Origin of the sequence: Streptomyces sp. PA03-6a (assembly GCF_033792765.1) — a bacterium.
In the GTDB taxonomy this organism is placed as follows: domain Bacteria; phylum Actinomycetota; class Actinomycetes; order Streptomycetales; family Streptomycetaceae; genus Actinacidiphila.
In genome coordinates, this window is the sequence record NZ_JARAVK010000219.1 from 1 (window position 1) to 15,532 (window position 15,532).

General features: G+C 66.5%; 17 protein-coding genes. 15 read left to right on the forward strand and 2 right to left on the reverse strand.

Annotation, left to right across the window (positions count from 1 at the left end; translation table 11 throughout):
- Positions 1–608: 608 nt before the first annotated feature.
- From PV350_RS35875 to PV350_RS35885, 3 genes are all read left to right on the forward strand, one after another.
- Entirely contained in the window at positions 609–2,987 is a 2,379-nt protein-coding gene (locus tag PV350_RS35875; RefSeq protein WP_500337676.1) for a hypothetical protein, read from the forward strand.
- A 180-nt stretch (positions 2,988–3,167) separates the two neighbouring features.
- A complete protein-coding gene (locus PV350_RS35880) occupies positions 3,168–3,614 on the forward strand; it encodes a GntR family transcriptional regulator (RefSeq protein WP_500337677.1) in 447 nt (148 codons plus the stop codon).
- 11 nt (positions 3,615–3,625) lie between these two features.
- Positions 3,626–4,195, forward strand: a complete 570-nt coding sequence (locus PV350_RS35885; protein ID WP_500337679.1) for an HD domain-containing protein — start codon at positions 3,626–3,628, stop codon at positions 4,193–4,195.
- Here the strand turns inward: PV350_RS35885 and PV350_RS35890 are convergent.
- Positions 4,183–4,656 carry an NUDIX hydrolase gene (locus PV350_RS35890; protein WP_500337680.1) on the reverse strand — a complete coding sequence of 158 codons (474 nt, stop codon included), beginning with the start codon at positions 4,654–4,656 and terminating at the stop codon, positions 4,183–4,185. The genes PV350_RS35885 and PV350_RS35890 overlap by 13 nt on opposite strands.
- Positions 4,656–5,423, reverse strand: coding sequence for a helix-turn-helix domain-containing protein (locus PV350_RS35895; RefSeq protein WP_500337698.1), 768 nt, complete (start codon positions 5,421–5,423; stop codon positions 4,656–4,658). Before PV350_RS35895 ends, PV350_RS35890 begins: the two co-directional genes overlap by 1 nt.
- Before the next feature lie 506 nt (positions 5,424–5,929).
- On the opposite strand from PV350_RS35895, the gene PV350_RS35900 reads away from it, so the two are divergent.
- The 12 genes from PV350_RS35900 to PV350_RS35955 all read left to right on the forward strand — a co-directional run.
- Positions 5,930–6,220 (forward strand): hypothetical protein, encoded by a 291-nt coding sequence (locus PV350_RS35900; RefSeq protein ID WP_500337699.1) that lies wholly within the window; start codon positions 5,930–5,932, stop codon positions 6,218–6,220.
- Complete coding sequence (locus tag PV350_RS35905) at positions 6,217–7,335, forward strand: conjugal transfer protein (protein WP_500337681.1); 1,119 nt, start codon at positions 6,217–6,219, stop codon at positions 7,333–7,335. Before PV350_RS35900 ends, PV350_RS35905 begins: the two co-directional genes overlap by 4 nt.
- Complete coding sequence (locus PV350_RS35910) at positions 7,332–7,946, forward strand: GGDEF domain-containing protein (protein ID WP_500337682.1); 615 nt, start codon at positions 7,332–7,334, stop codon at positions 7,944–7,946. The genes PV350_RS35905 and PV350_RS35910 overlap by 4 nt, the downstream gene beginning before the upstream one ends.
- Entirely contained in the window at positions 7,943–8,284 is a 342-nt protein-coding gene (locus PV350_RS35915; protein WP_500337684.1) for an RRQRL motif-containing zinc-binding protein, read from the forward strand. The genes PV350_RS35910 and PV350_RS35915 overlap by 4 nt, the downstream gene beginning before the upstream one ends.
- Before the next feature lie 84 nt (positions 8,285–8,368).
- Positions 8,369–10,594 carry a cell division protein FtsK gene (locus tag PV350_RS35920; RefSeq protein WP_500337686.1) on the forward strand — a complete coding sequence of 742 codons (2,226 nt, stop codon included), beginning with the start codon at positions 8,369–8,371 and terminating at the stop codon, positions 10,592–10,594.
- A 142-nt stretch (positions 10,595–10,736) separates the two neighbouring features.
- Positions 10,737–10,988 carry a hypothetical protein gene (locus PV350_RS35925; protein WP_500337688.1) on the forward strand — a complete coding sequence of 84 codons (252 nt, stop codon included), beginning with the start codon at positions 10,737–10,739 and terminating at the stop codon, positions 10,986–10,988.
- A gap of 17 nt (positions 10,989–11,005) precedes the next feature.
- Complete coding sequence (locus tag PV350_RS35930; protein WP_500337690.1) at positions 11,006–11,200, forward strand: hypothetical protein; 195 nt, start codon at positions 11,006–11,008, stop codon at positions 11,198–11,200.
- Positions 11,201–11,220: 20 nt separating this feature from the next.
- Positions 11,221–11,688, forward strand: coding sequence for a hypothetical protein (locus tag PV350_RS35935; protein WP_500337692.1), 468 nt, complete (start codon positions 11,221–11,223; stop codon positions 11,686–11,688).
- 18 nt (positions 11,689–11,706) lie between these two features.
- Positions 11,707–11,991 (forward strand): hypothetical protein, encoded by a 285-nt coding sequence (locus tag PV350_RS35940; protein WP_500337693.1) that lies wholly within the window; start codon positions 11,707–11,709, stop codon positions 11,989–11,991.
- Positions 11,992–12,081: 90 nt separating this feature from the next.
- Positions 12,082–12,795 (forward strand): class I SAM-dependent methyltransferase, encoded by a 714-nt coding sequence (locus PV350_RS35945; RefSeq protein ID WP_500337695.1) that lies wholly within the window; start codon positions 12,082–12,084, stop codon positions 12,793–12,795.
- Positions 12,792–13,670 carry a bifunctional DNA primase/polymerase gene (locus tag PV350_RS35950; protein WP_500337696.1) on the forward strand — a complete coding sequence of 293 codons (879 nt, stop codon included), beginning with the start codon at positions 12,792–12,794 and terminating at the stop codon, positions 13,668–13,670. The genes PV350_RS35945 and PV350_RS35950 overlap by 4 nt, the downstream gene beginning before the upstream one ends.
- A gap of 331 nt (positions 13,671–14,001) precedes the next feature.
- A partial coding sequence (locus tag PV350_RS35955) for a YfjI family protein (RefSeq protein WP_500337700.1) occupies positions 14,002–15,532 on the forward strand: 1,531 nt, incomplete at its 3' end.

The following is a 15,532-nucleotide window of genomic DNA, read 5'->3' on the forward strand; positions in this document are numbered from 1 at the left end:
TGGGGGTACCTCACCCCGCTGGAGATCCGACAGCGACACGAGCAAGAACACACCCTCGCAGCGTAAGCAACGAGTGTCCGAGATCACGGGGAAACTTCAACCACCTAGAGCGGGCACTCGTGGCATCGCGCAGGCCGGCCCGTCGTCGAGGCCGCTGGTTGAGTCGCAGGATTGCGCCCCGATGAACCTTCGCTGATGTGCTCTGCCCAGCATCCCTCACAGCGCATGCTTTGCAGGTTTGCCCGGAGGAGGGAGGCCCGCATCCGTGGCCGTTCGAACGGGTTCGCAGAGGTTGCAGACGCAGGTCTAGGCGCGGCATACGGACTGGCGTGAACGGCGCCGTCCGGCCCAGAACGAGACGGAAACTGAGACGGGCCCCACGCTGTGAACCTGCACAAGGGCGCCAGATGCAGGCGCCGTGACAGCAACTACGGATGTAGGCCTGAGCCTTGGCGGCTGCCCTTCGCGCTACCGGTCGGGGACATGTCTGTCGGTGAGGCAAGTCAGCCACTCCGCCCCATCGGGTCCGAGTTTGCTGCAAGGTGGGAGCAGGAAGGATCACTTGGACGTACCCTGGCGGTATAACGATCCTGTGCCTAGGGGGGCTGGTGGAACCGTTCGCCAAGGAAGAGCTTGATGAGAAGTACGGCGACCCGGAGTTTCAGGATAAACTTTTCCGCTTGATTTCTATGAGTGAGATCCTTGGATCGTGCCTCATAGCGAATAATTACAGGCCCCCCAAGGAACTTTGTGATGCAATCCGACTCACTCCTTACGGGGAGGAGAAGGTGCAGCAGTTCATCCGCAAGAAGGTGCCCTACCAGGAGGCGCGACTATGCTGCTTCCTTGAGTTCTCGTGGATTGATCTCCTCGTTGATGTCGAAGCTACAGATGCGTCGAAACTTCAGGAGTTGATCGGGCGCGAGATAAGTAAGAGGGAGGCGAATTACCCCTTCATATATGGGCGTCTTCTGTATGATCGAGCTTTCGACAAACTCCAACTCAAGGATGACGCTGCTGACCTTACGCTGCATCAGACTCTTGAATTTCTAGAGGGTACGCCGCAAGGTGTTTTTCAGGGGCATGACATGGTTACCGGGCCATATGGCCTTCTGACTAGCGAACAGATCCGGTTCTGTGAGCCTGAACGGTCTGCCGCTCTCATGCACTGCAGCGACGTGAACTGTAACAAGATCCATAATGTTGGTTTCTCGACCGGGGTGGATGCGCTTATTAACAAACATCGCTCCGAGATGATGCGTGTCCTGAAAAGGGACAGTGAAACTCCCAGCTCGTGGGCATCGTTCTTGGCTGACATTTTTGAGCGTACGATCAAGTTTGCTCGCGACGACGCCGGAGATGCGCTAGTTTCTCTGCTCGGTGATGCGCTAACGGAATCAGAACTGCGCCGAGTCACGGCTTGGCTACTTGATAATACCGATGGCCGTCTCAGGGTAATTGCCGAGTCTTTGGGGTTGCGCGGGAAGGCGTACGATATCGCTGCATCGCTCGATCGCGCGCATATGATGCAGCTTTGTCTAACTCTCAGCGACAGAGACATCATAAACTCCATCGACACGCTTGTGTTTTCTGGCGATGTACTGGTACCGACTGGGGAGGTGCGCCGATCGCTAATAAACTCTTCATCCTTTGGGAGGTTTCGGATCTCTGCCGAAATCGGGAGTCATGGCGTTCGCCTATCCTCGGGCATCATGCACGTGGCGCCTCTGCGGCTGCGGCACCTGATCGAAAGAATGTATCGCCTAGACAGCGAGGAGGATCGGGGGGAGCTGGAGTGGCAACTCAGGGGTGAGGATGCTGACACTCTAGAGGCGAAGCTGGATAAATATCTGCAGAAGAAATCACCCAGAGTGGTTCTGGAATCTTTGGTGCTCGCCCGGAAGAGTAACGCTGTCACTGCCTGTGAGGTGCTGCGTCTGCGAGATGGTGCGTCTGAAAGCGATGACTTTATCTCCCTGATCTTGTGGAAGTTGGGCTACCCCTCCACTCTTTCCGAGGACCCGCACGAGAAATTCTGGCGACTCCACAGTGAAATGGAGAAGATGGTTCGCAGTGTGCCTGGAAGCTCACTGGGACCCACTTTTGATGAGTTCCGGGGGGCGGCTGCTAATTATTTCGTGGAGTTGGAGTCCATATTGGACGACAGCCTGTGCTTCACGGTTTGGGCTCTGACGAATGACCATTTCGCGAACAAGCGGCCCTTTATTTATCGAGCAGAGGACGAGATGGGGAAGTCCCATCAATGGCTGCAGTCCGCTTCTTCGGTTGGCGACCTAGAGTTCGGTTCTCGCGTAACGCTTTACGGGCTTTGTCGCGGGTTTCAGGTCTTGGCAGCGGAACTTCTGCGCATGTCTGAGGATAGGGATAGTTATAAACGCTCCACTGAGGACGTGCCCAAATGGGTGGCTCAACAAGCGTTGCAAAAGTTCCCGTTTGAGCACACTGTCCCTTACCTTGACCTCACGGACGATGCTCGGAATTCGGTAGCGAGTCGACTGCAGGAGGTATCTCGCGTTCTCGTTTCCAACGAGGTTTATAGCGCACGCAACGACTGGCTTCATAGCCGCAAGACTATCGCGCAGTTCGATAAGGTCAAGTCAAGCCTGGATGCTATACGCTCTGCCGTGCAGAGCATCGAAGATTCGGGGTTCGCGCGGATTCCCTACGCTGGGGCACATGAGTCTATTGACGGATGGGGTCGACAGAGTTACACCATGGCGAGTACGCGTGGTTTTAAGTTCACGATCTTCCGACCGTCGCAATTCGATTGGCTCAAGCTTCCGAGTGTTGAAGGGGGCGGGCATATTATGAATGCTGCCATCTTCTCTGCCCCCAACCATGTCCTTCGCTTCAGGTCGCAGCAGACATCTCCATACACTGATATGTGGTCGGACTATCCAAAACGGAAGCCGCGATCCCAAAGGGCGGTCAAGTCGATGGACAGGATGACTCTAATCGAAGAATAATATCGGGTGGTGGCTGAGACTGATTCCGCCCCGATGCTTGTTCAATCCGCGAGATGGTGCGCCCGCTAGGCCGCCATGCGAGCCGGCCTCGGAGGGGTCACTTGCGGGGACGATTTCGCGTGCGACTGGTGCCGTGCGACCCTGGGCAGCAGGCAATAGAGAGAGGCGAGAGGAGTTGGCGTGCCAGAGGCCAGTCCCCGCGGAACCTATCTGATCATTGCGGAGAGGCTGCGAAGCGGGATTCAGGCGCACGAGGGTGGCGACACCTTGCCCTCAGAGGCCGATCTGATGGACTCGCATGCCGTCTCCCGGAACACGATCCGCCGCGCGCTCAAGGTTCTTGAAGCTGATGGAGTTGTCGAGTCCGCCCCCGGGATCGGGTGGCGTGTGATCCGGGGAAGTGACCGGCGGTCACTCGCGGAGCGCATGACAGACGTGATCCAAGAGGACTCGCTCTCAGTGGGAGACACGTACCCGTCTGAAGCGAAGCTGTGTGAGCGGTTCGGAGCGTCCAGGACCGCTGTGCGTCGTGTTCTTGCCCAGATGGAGGGTAACGGCTTGCTCGCCACCGTGCACGGCAAGGGGCGGACCGTGCTGGCTCTCCCGGCTTCCACAGCCCGGCCGTAGTCTTGGGCGCCATGGGACTGACTGAGTGGGCATACACGCTCTCTGAATCGCTGCTTTCCGATCCGCTTCCGCGCCGGTGGGCACACTCACTCGGGGTTGCCAAGCGCGCTCGCTCCCTGAGCGTCATCCTGGGGGACGACGCGGAGCTGTTGGAGGCGGCGGCCGTGCTCCATGACATCGGCTACTCGCCGGCCATCGCTGCCACGGGCTTCCACCCCTTGGACGGCGCGCGGTTCCTCAGGGATCAGGAGGAGGCGGACGAACGGGTCGTTCGTCTCGTAGCGCATCACTCCTGTGCCTTGCTGGAAGCGGAGGAACGCGGACTTCGCCCAGAACTTGAGGGTGAGTTTGAGCTAGAGCGTGCCGACCTGGTCGACGCCTTGCTGTACTGCGACATGACGACGACGCCGGACGGGACGCAGACGACGCCGTCTGAGCGACTGGACGAGATCGTGCAGCGATACGGCCCTGACACAATCGTCGGGCGGTTCATCCAACGTGCGGCACCCGAGATCCATGCAGCGTCGAAGCGCGTCGGGGATCGGATGGCGGGAGTTTCCGTTGGTGGTCAGCCGATGTAGGGCTCTTGCCGCGCGCTATCGAGGCCGTGCCTGATACGCAGCATCATCGAAGGGTGGATGTCCAGTCCGTCAAGGTCCGCTGGATCAATCCAGCGGACCTCTTTCGACTCGCTACTTGTGCGTAGCGAACCGCCGACCGGGCGGGCTCGGAAGCAGATGGAGAACTGTTGCCGGACCTCGCCGTCGTCGTACGCCAATACATGCTGAGGGTCCGTATAGAGACCCACGATGTTGTCGATCGCAACGTCGATACCGGTCTCTTCCCGGACCTCACGTACAGCCGTGTCCGCGATGCGCTCGCCTATGTCGTGACCACCACCGGGCAGGGCCCAGAGGTCGTTGTCCGTCTTGTGGATCAGCAATAGGCGTCCCGCAGGGTCTCGGACCACCACCGTCACCGAGGGGACCACCGAGTTGGCTTTTGGAGCGTTCGGGTCGCGGAAGTAGTCGATCCGGCTCATCAGTGCGTGCCCTTCCAATCGGTGGGTGAGGAGATCGGGCGGGCCGACTCCCACACTTTCTCAACACTCTCGGCGTAGGCGTCGAAGAGTTCCCCGCCCGGGACCCGTCGCAGGTGGAGCACGGGGGCCATGTACGCGCCGACTCCGTAGAGGTGACCGTTCGCCAGCATCTCGTCATCGGCCCGGTATATCGAGTTGTAGAGCGTTGTGCTGTGCAAGCGGAATTCGACTCCAGGGAGGTCGAAGAGTGGGCCGTAGTTGATTAGGGCGTTTCGAACCTTGCCTGCCATTGCGGCCCCGATCCCCTCGTCCTCGCCTCTCACGGCCACGGCCGGCGAGTCGGGTTCGCCCAGCATGAAGCGGACGGGGACTCCGTCCCCCGCTTTCTCCTTCACGATGCGGTGAAACGTCGCGTCCTCGGTCAGCCAGAACCCTGAGTACACCAGCAAGTCAAACTGCCGGGTCGCCTTGGAGTACAGGCTCGTCCAAAGGGTCTGCATCACGACGGACCTATGCGGATACAGCCTGACTAACTCTGCGTTGCCACTGGCGGTCACTTCGGCCGACGTTCGCTCGTCTGGCCACAGGTAGGAGACTTCGCACTTCAGGAGCGAGGCGGTCGCGTACTGGAAGCGGCGATATGGCTTGCGTTCCGGGTCGTTGATCCAGCGTTCGACAGTCTTAGCTGCGACACCGAGACGGTCGGCGACCTCATCGAGTGTCAGACCCAGGTCAACTATCGCGCCGCGCAGTCGCTCGTTCGCCACGGCCAACCTCCGCTCATGCGGGACGACTTGGTACGACTTCACGCTAGCGAAGAACGACCCAGGTCGTACAGGTGCGAAGTCGAGCGTCGTCGCTGCTGCCGCCACGCTGTAGGTACATCGAGCGCGAGGGGCGCGGAACTCCAAACAGTCGAAGGGCTTGACGGGGTGAACCTCCCTCTGCAAGATGAGGAACATGTAGTACATGTTCCTCTTGATGGGGTCGCTTCGGCGGACCGATCGAGTGCACCACAAGGGGCCCGGGACAGAGCGGGCCGAGGGACCCGGATCCCTGGTCAACCGGAGGGCTCAGACCGAAAGGTCACGTCTCCATACGCCTGAAACGGGAGCCCGTGTTCCCGAAGGAGACAACGCACCACCTCGTATCACCGCCCCGCTGCTTCACGGCGCTGGTGCGCGTTTCCGGTGCGGCGCACTCCCGGACAAGGACAACTCGCCGCCTCGGTCTCCCTTTCCCGACGCAGTCAGAGGAGAGATCCATCATGCGAATGCGTACTTTCGTCGCTGGCCAGGAAGCGCACGGCGACTTCGAGTTCGCGGAACTGGCGCTCGGTATCGACATCGACCTGTTCCGGGGCCCGCTGGAGTCCGAGACGGACGACGAGCGGGCCGCCCGTGAGGACGTGGCCCTTCACGTCCTCGCCGACCTGCGGGCGGAGGCGGACGCCGGTGACGAGATCGCCGGTTGGGACGCCCTGTACGCCGACGCGCTGACCCGTACGGTGCCGTTCCTGCGCGCCGCCCGCGGCTACCGGCCGGGAGCGGGGGAAGCGGCATGAACGAGACTCGCAACCGCCTGTCGAAAGTGCAGGTCGGTGTTCTGACGGCCGCGTTCGTCCCCATGCTCGCCACGGGCGTGGTCGGCGGCATCGGTACCTACAGCAACATCGGTCACGCCTACGGCACAGGGACCGCGCTCGGTGCGCTTGGTGCTGGTGAGGGCGCCACGGCCGTGCTTGCCCTGGTCCTGCTGGGTCTGACCATGCTGGGCCAGTCCTCGCCGCGCGTCGTGCGGGCGGGGCTGTGGGCGTTGCCGGCCGCCGCCGCCGTCATGGGCGCCATGGCGGCGCCGGACCCGGGCCGCACGGTCGTCTACGCACTGACCCCAATGGGCATGTCCGTCTCGGCGGAGGGCATGGCCTTCCTCGCGCGCCGGATCGTCGTCCACACCGACGGCCGCGACGCGGAGAACGAGCGACGCACGGCCGACATCGTGCAGGCCCTCGCCTACCACCGGGCGCGTGCCGCCCACCACCCGGTGGATCGGGTGCGGAAGCGCTCGGATCGGGCATCGTGGCGTCTGGCCCGCAAGGTCGGGGTCGGGGACACCACGCTCGGATCGAGGCTGCTGGACGTCCAGCGCGACCGGATCACCGACGGCGCGGACGCTGCCCTCGCCTCGATGTTCGGCACCACCACCCCGATTCCTCCCGCAGTCACAAATGCGGAGGAATCGGAGGGGAGTAGTCGAGAACGGTCTACCTCTGACCTGCCTGTATCGACCCCTCCCACGGTCGTCCTGACACGGCTTACGGTGCCCGACCCGGTGCCGGTCGACCTCGGCAAGTCGGGTACCAGCATGAAGCCGATGCCCGCCGTCGTCCCGACTGTGAAGCCGGTCCCGATCGCCCCGGTGCCCGCCCGTTCGGTCCCGGCCGCGTCGACCGCGCCGCGTCGGGCGACGGGCCGTGTCCCGGCCGCCGCGAAATCGACCCGTACCCGCCGCACGCCCGAACAGCTCATGACGCAAGCGCGGAAGGCGACGGCAGGTCTCCCGGACGCTCAGGTGACCGGGGAGGGCATCCGCCGGGCCCTGCACACCTCGCCCGCCAACGCCCGCATGCTGCGGGACGCCCTGCTCGCCGAACGCGCCGCCGGGGCGGTGACGCCGTGAGCACCCTCACCGCGCTCTTACCGGCCGTGCCCGCTCTCGGGTGGGCGGTCCACGCCCGGTGGCTGCACGCACGGCTGACCACGGCCCGCCGTGACCCGCTGACCGGTCTGTGGACGCGGGAGGCATTCACCCGGCGGGCCCGCCGCCTGCTGCGCGACCCGCGCGCCGTGGTCGTGCTGGCGGACATCGACCACTTCAAGCAGGTCAACGACACCCACGGCCACGCGGCCGGTGACGCCCTGCTCACCACGGTCGCCGCCCGCCTGGCCCACGGCACCACCCCCGGCGGTGTCGTGGGACGACTCGGCGGGGACGAATTCGCCGCCGTCGTCATCGACCGCGACGGCACGATGCCGGATCGACTGCACACCCTCGCCCGCGTCCTCGCCCGGCCGGTCGACACCGCCCCCGCAGTGCACACCAGCGTGTCGCTGGGGTGGGTACGGGCCGCCGACCACCCGGGCGAGGACCTTTCAGCGCTGCTGCGCCGCGCTGATGAAGCCATGTACGCGGCCAAGCGGTCCGGCCGGTCTGGCCCTCGCCGGGCCCGTCTCGGACGGCTACTGGAGTCGGTGGCCGGTCGCCGTCCCGGACGGCGTGGCGCGGCATGAGCACGCTGCCGGTCTTCCGGTGGCACCTCGCCCCGGACGGCTACGCCACCCGCCGTCAACTACGGGCCCGCGACCTGCGCCCCGGCGGTCAGGACGTCGCCGCCCAGCTCGAACGCCCCCGGCGGCGGGGCCGCCCGCCCCTGGTCGCCTACCTGTACCGCGTCGACCTCGCCAAACCGGTCCGGCCGATGACCCCGGCACGGTGGGCGGCGCTCGCCAAGGCCAACACAGCCCGCCGCACCTGTCCCGCGTGCCGCCGGGATGCCGGATACGTCATCCCGCCCACGCTCGGAACCTGCGTGACCTGCGCCTATCCCGAAGAACAGCGCGTCGCTTGAACCGTCCTGAATCCCGGGTCCGGCCGCCCGACCTTCCACAGCAAGCCGGCCGGACCCTTCGACTCCCAAAGGAGTAGGTACATCGTGACTGAGTCCACCACGTTCACGCCCGCCGGGGACCCGGAGGGCACCGAACAGCCGACGGCAGACGTGCTGCCGTTCCCGCTGAAGAAGACGACCACCCCCACCCCGGCCGCGCCGGGCGAGGGTGCGGTGAAGCCGGGGGAGTGGGAGGCCGAACTCCCCGACACCGACGACCCGGAGGCCGACGGCCTGTCGGAGGGCGCGCCGGTCGACCCGCCGCGCTACCCGCCATCGGTGGCGGAGTGGATGCAGGCCAAGGACAAGACCCGTCTGCCGGTGCTGCCGGACTGGGTGAAACTGCCTGACCAGCGCACGGCCGTCCGCAAGTGGGCCGTGCGGCACTATTCCGCCGTGGCCGGCTATCACGCACTTCGGCTGCCGCTGGTCTACACGCCGAAGATCTGCATGTACTCGCCGCGCGGCGCGTGGCGATGGTCGACCGCGATCGGCCGGTGGGTGTTCGACGCGGAGGGCAAGACGCTACGGCTCGCCTCCGTCGCCAACGAGGACGCGGCCGAGTACCTGAAGCTGTCGCGGCAGCGCAACAACCGCGTCCGGCTGCGGGGGATCGTGGCCACGATCGGCGGTTTCATCGGTCTGGCCGCCGCGCTGACCCTGTACGTCATGGCGCCGTCGTGGCTGCTCATGCTGGCCGTGGCGACGCTGACCACCACCCTCGGTGCGGCCGGGGCGCCGGCCGACCGGCCGCTCATCGACATGGCCAAGGTCACGTTCCGCAAGCGGCGGCTGTCCTCCGACATCGTCATCCGCGCTCATGAGGCATCCGGGCTGACCACCAAGGATCAGACCATCGCGTTCCCCCGCCCGATCGGCCGTGACGGCGACGGGTGGCGCGTGGTCGTGGACCTGCCGTACGGCAAGACGTTCGAGGACGCGGTGAAGGCTCACGCCCGTCTCGCCTCCGGTATGGACATCGCCCCGACCCAACTGTTCCTGGACAAGGACGAGACGAGCGGGCGGCGGGTGTCGTACTGGATCGCCGACCGTGACCCGCTCGCCGTCCCGTCGGGCAAGTCGCCGCTGCTGGGGGCGACACGGGTGGACTTCTGGAAGCCATTCCCGTGGGGTGTCGATGAGCGGGGCAACCCGGTCATGGCCACCATGCTGTGGCTGTCCCTGCTGGTCGGCGCCGTGCCGCGTCAGGGCAAGACGTTCTCCGCCCGCACGATCGCGCTGGCCGCCGCGTTGGACCCGTACGTGCGGCTGTACGTGTTCGACGGCAAGGCGTCGCCGGACTGGCGCATGTTCGCCAAGGTCGCCCACCGCATCGGGTTCGGGATCGTGCCGAAGAACGGGGTCGACCCGGTTCAGCACCTGCTGACCTCGCTGCGGGAGCTGAAGGCGGACGTCGAGGACCGGTACCACCGGCTGTCGGAACTGCCGCTGCACGTCTGCCCGGAGGGCAAGCTCACCCCTGAGATCAGCCGGGACAAGAAGCTGAACATGCCCCTGACGCTGTTCGTGGTGGACGAGGTGCAGGAGTACCTGACCCACCCCGAGCACGGCAAGGAGATCCTGGCCCTGATGGTCTACCTCGCCCGGGTCGCCCCGGCCGTCGGCGTCTCGGTGATGACCGCGACGCAGAAGCCGGACGACAAGGCATGCCCGTCGGAGCTGCGTGACCAGCATCAGGCCCGGTTCGCCCTGCGGGTCGGCGCCTACCAGGTCTCGGACACCATCCTCGGTGCCGGGTCGTACTCGGAGGGGCTGGACGCGTCCAAGCTGCTGAAGTCCCACAAGGGCGTCGGGCTGCTCAAGGGCATGTCCGACGACTCCGGGATCGTGCGCACCTACCTCGCCGACGGCCGCGACGCCGACCGCATCCTGACCCGCGCCGCCGCCCTGCGCGAGGCCGAAGGGACGCTGTCCGGCGACGCGGCCGGCGAGGCCCCGGCCCCGGAGACGTCCGCGACGATCCTTGACGACGTCGCCGCCGTGCTCGGCAAGGGCGAGGCCAAGGTGTGGTCCGAGACCATCGTGGACCGCCTCGCCGACCTGCGCCCGGACGTCTACGGCCCGTGGGCAGAGCTGGAGCCCAAGCCCAAGGCCGAAGCGCTCACCGCCGCGCTCAAGCCGTTCGGTATCGGCACCGTGCAGATCAGCCGACGCATCGACGGCGAGGGACAGGTCAACAAGCGCGGCATCAAGCGGGACGACATCGCCACCGCGATTACGGAGCGCAACCGGAAGCGGGACGCCGGATAGGTCTCGGAGGGTGCTACCGGTAGCGGCAGACGTCGCTACCGGTAGCAACCCTGCTAGCGACCCAAACGGGCCCTGATCAGGTCGCTAGCACGTAGCGGCCGACCTGCGGAAACCCCCCTCCAACCCCTCTGAGAGGCCCCTGATGAGCCTTGCCGTGCTCGCTACCGCCTTCCTGCTGAGCGTCACCCTCTGTTACGCCGTCAAGTGCTGGCTCAGCCCGTTCGGGGACTGCCGCCGGTGCGACGGCATGGGCCACGCCCTCACCACCGACCGCAAGGGCAAGACCAAGCGCGGCAAGGACTGCCGCCGCTGCCACGCCACCGGCAAGCGCATACGCGTCGGCCGCTGGATCTACAACCGCGCCGCGCGCACCTACCGCGCCGGCACCCGCTGACCCGCCCGGGAGGCTCCGTGAACCTCACCATCCCGCTCGTTCTGCTGCTCGCCGTCGTCGTCGGCCTGCTGCTGCGCTTCAAGGCCGTCGGCGCCGGCGCGGTGGTCGTCGTCGCCCTGTTCGGGTTCTACCTCGCCCACACCGGCGCGGCCGACACCGTCAGCCGACTCGTCACCGCCTTCACCGACGCCCTACCCGGCATCAGCCGCTGACAGCAAGGGAGACCAGCACCGTGAACGAACCCACCGCGTACGGCCGCCCGGCCGGACACCAGACGGCGGCCGTGGAAGTCCACACCCCCACCCCGCTCACCCCCGCACACGTCACCCCGCTCACGCCCATACAACCGGGCACCATCCCGACCGTGGCGAGCGTCGTCCTCCCTGACGGCCGCATCGTCACCGGCTACGCCATCGAACCCGCCAAAACCGAACCGGTCGTCGCCAAGCCGGCCGTCTCCCGCGCGGCGGTGAACATCGCCCTCGGAGGCGTCGGATTCCTCGCCGTGTGCGGCGGACTGCTGCTGCTCACCTCGTTCATCGCCGCCCTGACCGCGCTCGTGACGCAGCTGGTCATCCTCGCTGCGGTCATCTTCGGCGGCTGGATCGCCGTGCAGGTCTTCAGGACGAACGGCCACAGCGGCGGGACGACGGTCAACATCCGCAAGGCCGTCATCAAGCGGAACAAGTTCTACGGCTGACAAAGGAGATCAACAACCATGGCCAAGCGCAATATCGCCCGTTGTGCCACCTGGTACCCCGTGATCGACGACCGCCGGGACAACGGGCGGCGGCTGACCGCTCACCAGGCAGCGTCCAGCATCCGTGGCGCACGCAGGCAGCCGAGCAAGGTCGTGGACGCCGTCCACGTCTACGCCACCACCGATCGCGACGGGACGCCGCTTCACATCGGATACGTCCACTACACGCCCGGCTACTGGACCGGCGTCACCGACGTCATCGACGTCTACGAGATCCCCAGAGACGCGCTGACCGACCTCTGAACACGCCCGTGGGCGGTGGCACTCCCGGACAAGGACAACCCACCGCCCACGGTCTCCGATCCCGACGTAGCAGAACAGGAGACCTACAGCATGACCCAACTGCACGTTTTCGGCGAGGGACCTTCGGTCCCGGCACCCCGATCGGGGCGAGGACGCCGGCCCCGTCTGCTGGATGCGTTCTGCTGCCAGGGCGGGGCGGGCATGGGCTACCACCTCGCCGGCTTCGACGTCACCGGCGTCGACCTCGCCCCCCAGCCCCGCTACCCCTTCACCTTCGTGCAGGCCGACGCGGTCGCCTTCATCCGCGAGCACGGAGCAGAGTTCGACTTCATCCACGCCTCACCGCCATGCCAGCACGACAGTGACTGCCAGCGCATCCAGGGCAACGCTCACCCCGACCTGATTGGCCCCACCCGCGCCGCACTGAAGTCCGTCGCCCGCCCGTGGGTGATCGAGAACGTACGGGGCGCGCTGCCGAAGCTGCGCCTACCCGTGATGCTGTGCGGGCCCATGTTCGGCCTGGAGACCTACCGCCACCGCTACTTCGAAGCCGACGGAGGACTCCGGCTGCCGCAACTCCCGCACCCCGCGCACATTGCCCCACAGGCCAAGATGGGACGTCCCATCCCACCCGGCCACTACGGGCAGTTCATCGGAAACTTCTCCGGCGTGCCCCTCGCCCGGCGCGTGATGGGCGTGGACTGGATGAACCGCGACGGCATCCGCGAGTGCATACCGCCCGCCTACACCGAGTGGATCGGCCGGGGCTTCCTCGCCGCCGACGACCTGCGGGAGGCGGCATGAACACGGCGCCCGACCACCTGCGGACCGCCCTCGCCCTCGGGGCGGCCGGAGTGCCGGTCCTGCCTCTACTGCGGGGCAAGGTCCCATTCGGTAACTGCCGTTCCTGCAAGGACGGTGCCTGTGGCGGCCGACCCAACATGAAGACGACGGGCCCGTGCCGGTGCCCGGCGCCGTGCCACGCGTGGGCCGCTGCCACCACCGATCCCCACGTTCTCACCTCGCCCGTGTGGGCGTGGGTATGGCGCGAGGCCGTGGCGGTCGCCTACCACCCCGGCGGGGCCGGGCTGACCGTGGTCGACCTCGACAATGCGGCGGCTATCGCGTGGGCCCGCGAGACCCTGCCCGCCACCTGCACCGTGCCGACGACGCGCGGTGAGCACTGGCTCTACCGGGGAGCCATGCCGTCATCGAACTCTGTCCGGCCGGGCGTCGACATCAAATCCCTCATGTCCTACGCCCGCTGGCTCGGGCCCGGAACGGGACGTATGGCCGTTCTCCCGTCGGCCGTGCGCGCCTTGCCGGTGAAGGAAGACACCACCCCCGCCCCGGGGGAGGTGGCATCTTCCCTTCCTGCCCGCGCCACGTGGTCGCGCAAGGTGGCCACCGGGTGCCGCCACACCGAGCGCTACGTCCGCACCGGCCTCGAACACGGCCTCGCCCTGGTACGCGCCCGGACCGAATCCGGCGCCGGATCACAGGCGTTCGGCGTCGCCCGGTTCCTCGCCGCACAACACACCGGGTGCCCCGGACCGTGCGGACTCGCCGCGATCGGCGAGGAAATCGTGACCGCCGCCGTCTCGGTAGGCGTCCCGGATGCCTACGCCCGCCGCGCGGTCGCCAACGGCCTTGAGACGGCTGTGGAGCGCTCGGCATGAACAAAGCATCCCGAACTATCCCGAACGGCCCTCAGGGCGCCGGACAGGGCCCACCACGGCCGACCGTAGGCGAACCGAAGGTCGCCGCCCGCAAGGGCGTCCTTTCTGCCGTTGGTTCTGACCCGCAGACGGTCACCATCACCGGCATCACCCTGGGGCTTGAGATCCAGTGCGAGGGCGTACCGGTCGCGGACTGGATCTGTGCCTGCGGGCATCACGAACGCGCCCGGGGCCGGGCCGCCGTCATCAGGCTGACTGCCTGCGTCCGCGTCGGAGTCTGCCCCCACACCGCCACCGCTGAAGGGAGGGCGGCCGCATGAATCCACAACCTGTGGACAGCCCCGACCTGTGGGCCGGACTGCCCACCCTGACAGAACCGCCTGGCGAGGACGATACGGCGCAAGACGTGTGGGATGACCCTATTCCCCTCACCGGTCGCCGTGAGCGTCCGCCGTTCCCTGCCCACGTCCTCCCTACCTGGTTGGGGGAGTTCGTGGCGGCCGTCGCCGAAGAGACACAGACACCGGTGGACCTCGCCGGTTCGGTCGCCCTCGCCGTGCTCGCCACGGCGGCCGGCGGCCGGTCGGTGGTCCACGTGCGTGGCAACTGGCGGGAGCCCACCAATCTGTTCACGGTTGTCGCGCTCCCGCCCGCTAACCGAAAGTCCGCCGTATTCGCGCTGCTGACCAACCCCCTCTATGAGGCGGAGAAACAGCTCAAGACCGCGATGAAGCCCGTGATCGTGGAAGCGGAGCTGACAGCGAGGCTCGCCAAGGAAGCAGCGGACAAGGCCGCTGCCAAAGCCGCATCTGCCGACGGCGACAAGCGCGATGAGATGGTGGCCACCGCCGTGGGCCTCGCGCAGACCGCCGACACACTCACCGTCCCCGCCGAACCGGTCCTGCTGGCGGACGACTCGACACCCGAGACGGTCACCTCGCTCATGGCCGAACAGGGCGGCCGGCTGTCGGTGATGAGCGCGGAGGGCGGGATCTTCGACATCATCGCCGGCCGCTACTCGGGAGCTCCCAACATGGAAGTCTTCCTGAAAGGGCATGCCGGGGACCGGCTGAGGGTGAACCGGCAGACCCGCCGCGAGTACATCGACGCCCCGGCCCTCACTATCGGTCTCGCCGTGCAGCCGGACGTCCTGCGGGACATCGGCAAGGTGAAAGGGTTCGAGGGACGCGGACTGCTGGCCCGCTTTCTGTACTCCCTGCCGGTGTCCACGGTCGGCGACCGCGAGATCATCACCGACCCGGTCCCCGAACAGACAGCCGCCACCTACACCGCCCGGATCATCGACCTCACCCTGTCCCTGGCGGAGTGGACCGACCCGGCCGTCATCCAGCTCACCCCCAAAGCGGATGCGGCCCTGATCGCCTACCAACAACGCATCGAACCGCAGCTCAAGGCACGCGGCGGCACGCTGGGCCACATCTCCAACTGGGCCGGAAAGCTCGCCGGAGCAACTGCCCGCATGGCCGCGCTGCTGCACCTGGCCGAACACGGCGGCAACGGCTACGCCCACCCCGTCACCGACGCCACCATGCGCGCGGCCATCGAACTGGGGGAGTACTACACCGCCCACGCCCTCGCCGTGTTCGACGTCATGGGCGCCGACCCGGTCCTTTCCCGCGCCCGCAGCGTCCTGGAAGCGCTGAGGGACAACCGGTGGGAGGACGTCAGCCGCCGGGACGTCTTCAGCGTCCTGTCCCGCAGCGAGGTGCCCACCATCGCCGACCTCGAACCCGCCCTCGCCCTGCTGGAAGACCACGGATACCTGCGGTCCTACCAACCCGAGCGCACCGGCAAGCGCGGACGACCACCGGCACCCCGCCTACTGGCCCACCCCGCCCTGC

Coding starts and splice junctions, on each gene's coding strand:
- PV350_RS35925 (WP_500337688.1), top strand. CDS start 10,737: ATGAGCCTTGCCGTGCTCGCTACCGCCTTCCTGCTGAGCGTCACCCTC.
- PV350_RS35915 (WP_500337684.1), top strand. CDS start 7,943: ATGAGCACGCTGCCGGTCTTCCGGTGGCACCTCGCCCCGGACGGCTAC.
- PV350_RS35940 (WP_500337693.1), top strand. CDS start 11,707: ATGGCCAAGCGCAATATCGCCCGTTGTGCCACCTGGTACCCCGTGATC.
- PV350_RS35900 (WP_500337699.1), top strand. CDS start 5,930: ATGCGTACTTTCGTCGCTGGCCAGGAAGCGCACGGCGACTTCGAGTTC.
- PV350_RS35890 (WP_500337680.1), bottom strand. CDS start 4,656: ATGAGCCGGATCGACTACTTCCGCGACCCGAACGCTCCAAAAGCCAAC.
- PV350_RS35950 (WP_500337696.1), top strand. CDS start 12,792: ATGAACACGGCGCCCGACCACCTGCGGACCGCCCTCGCCCTCGGGGCG.
- PV350_RS35905 (WP_500337681.1), top strand. CDS start 6,217: ATGAACGAGACTCGCAACCGCCTGTCGAAAGTGCAGGTCGGTGTTCTG.
- PV350_RS35945 (WP_500337695.1), top strand. CDS start 12,082: ATGACCCAACTGCACGTTTTCGGCGAGGGACCTTCGGTCCCGGCACCC.
- PV350_RS35885 (WP_500337679.1), top strand. CDS start 3,626: ATGGGACTGACTGAGTGGGCATACACGCTCTCTGAATCGCTGCTTTCC.